At 70.6% G+C, this 1,808-nt stretch carries 2 protein-coding genes; both read right to left on the reverse strand.

Annotated features, from left to right (window positions below; all coding sequences use genetic code 11):
- Window positions 1-246: Hpt domain-containing protein (locus tag FV222_RS24950; RefSeq protein WP_147815899.1), on the reverse strand; the 246-nt coding region annotated here is incomplete at its 3' end.
- A 121-nt stretch (window positions 247-367) separates the two neighbouring features.
- Window positions 368-1,768: a magnesium transporter gene (gene mgtE / locus FV222_RS24955; protein ID WP_147751684.1), complete on the reverse strand. Its 1,401-nt coding sequence runs from the start codon at window positions 1,766-1,768 to the stop codon at window positions 368-370.
- Window positions 1,769-1,808 lie beyond the last annotated feature (40 nt).

Consider the following 1,808-nt stretch of genomic DNA (forward strand, 5'->3'; position numbering starts at 1 on the left):
GCCGCCGCCCTTGGCCTGCGCCTCGAGGGTGCGGCAGGCGTCGGAGAGCCGCTCGCACCCGAGCATGCCGGACATCGAGATCAGGGTGTGCGCTTCGCGCGCGACCGAACCGGGCTCGCGGCTGTCCTTCGGGAAGGCGGTGCGCAAGCTGTCGGTGAAACGGACGAGCAGCCGCTGAAGCTTCTCGGCGCCGATCACGCCGCCGAGGTCGTCGAGGACCGGGCGGCTGAGCAGGGGCAGTGTCACGGGCGCGCTCCGGGCGTCTCGGCGTTCAGGCGTCGTCTTCGCGGGCGACGCGCGCTTTACGTCGGCGCAGAGGGTGAAGTTTCCCTCACCGATCCATCGCAGGCGTCGCGGGCGCAATCCGTCAGAGCAACGTACCGCGCAGGATCAGCAGCGCCACCGAGAAATAGATCACCAGGCCGGTCACATCGACCAACGTGGCCACGAAGGGCGCCGAGGCGGTCGCCGGATCGAACCCGAGCCGCTGCAGCAGGAACGGCAGCATCGAACCCGAGAGGGAGCCGAAGGTGACGATGCCGACCAGCGCCCCGCCGACGGTGGCCGCCACCAGCGGCCAGTGCTCGCCGTAATCGTACAGGCCGGTCTTCTGCCAGATCGCGATGCGGACGACGGCGATCACGCCGAGGATGGCGCCGAGCACGAGGCCGGTGGGCAACTCCCGCAAGGCCACCCGCCACCAGTCGCGCAAGGAGATCTGATGCAGGGCCAGCGCCCGGATCAGCAGCGAGGTCGCCTGGCTGCCGGAATTGCCGCCCGAGCTCATGATGAGCGGGATGAACAGCGTCAGGACGATCGCCTTCTCCAGCTCGCCCTCGAAGCCCTGCATGGCGGAGGCCGTCAGCATCTCCGACAGGAACAGGGCGCAGAGCCAGCCGGCGCGCTTCCGGATCATCGTCATGAAGCCGATGTCCATGTAGGGCTCGGGCAGAGCCTCCATGCCGCCGAAGCGTTGCACGTCCTGGGTCTGCTTCTCGACCATGGCGTCGATCATGTCGTCGACGGTGACGATGCCGATCAGATGGCCGACGGCGTCGACCACCGGCAGGGCGAGGAGGTCGTATTTCGAGATCAGCCGGGCCGCCTCCTCGCGGCTCGCCGTCGGCGACACCGCGAGCGGCCGCCGGCCGGCGGCGACCGAGAGCACGTTGTCGTCGGGGTTGCCCGAGATCAGCCGGCGCAGAGGCACGGCCTTGGTCAGCGCCCGGGTGCGCGGGTCGAGCACGAAGATCGCGTAGATGGTCTCGCGAGTCTTCTCGACGCTGCGGACGTGGTCGAGGGTCTGCGCCACCGTCCAGGTGCCGGGCACGGTGACGAACTCGGTGGTCATCAGCGATCCGACCGTCTCCTCGCCGTAGGCGCTGAGCCGGTCCACGGCGCCGCGGGTCTCGGCGTCGAGGCGCGCCCGCAGGTCCGAGCGCCCGGGCTCCTCGATCTCGCGGAACACGTCGGTGACCCGGTCTGCCGACATGCCCGACAGGAAGGTCGCCACCCGGTCGCGCGGGAGCATCTCGATGATGTCGGCGGCGTCGTCGAGCTCGGGCTGATCGAGCACCTCGATCGCCCGGTCGTGCGGCAGGCCGAGCAGGATCGCGGCTGCGACCTCGGGGGCCTCGGCGTTCAGCGCCTCGACGATGTCGGGCGCGCGCTCGTCCGAGAGGCGGGCGGCCAGGACGGAGGGGTCGACGCGCGGATCGATCGGCGCGACCGCGTCCGGGACCGGCGGACGGGAAACCTGTTGAACCATGGGCCTCGCCTCGCGGGCTCGGCGGCGCGCCCTACGGCAC

Origin of the sequence: Methylobacterium sp. WL103, assembly GCF_008039885.1 — a bacterium.
Lineage (GTDB): Bacteria > Pseudomonadota > Alphaproteobacteria > Rhizobiales > Beijerinckiaceae > Methylobacterium > Methylobacterium cerastii.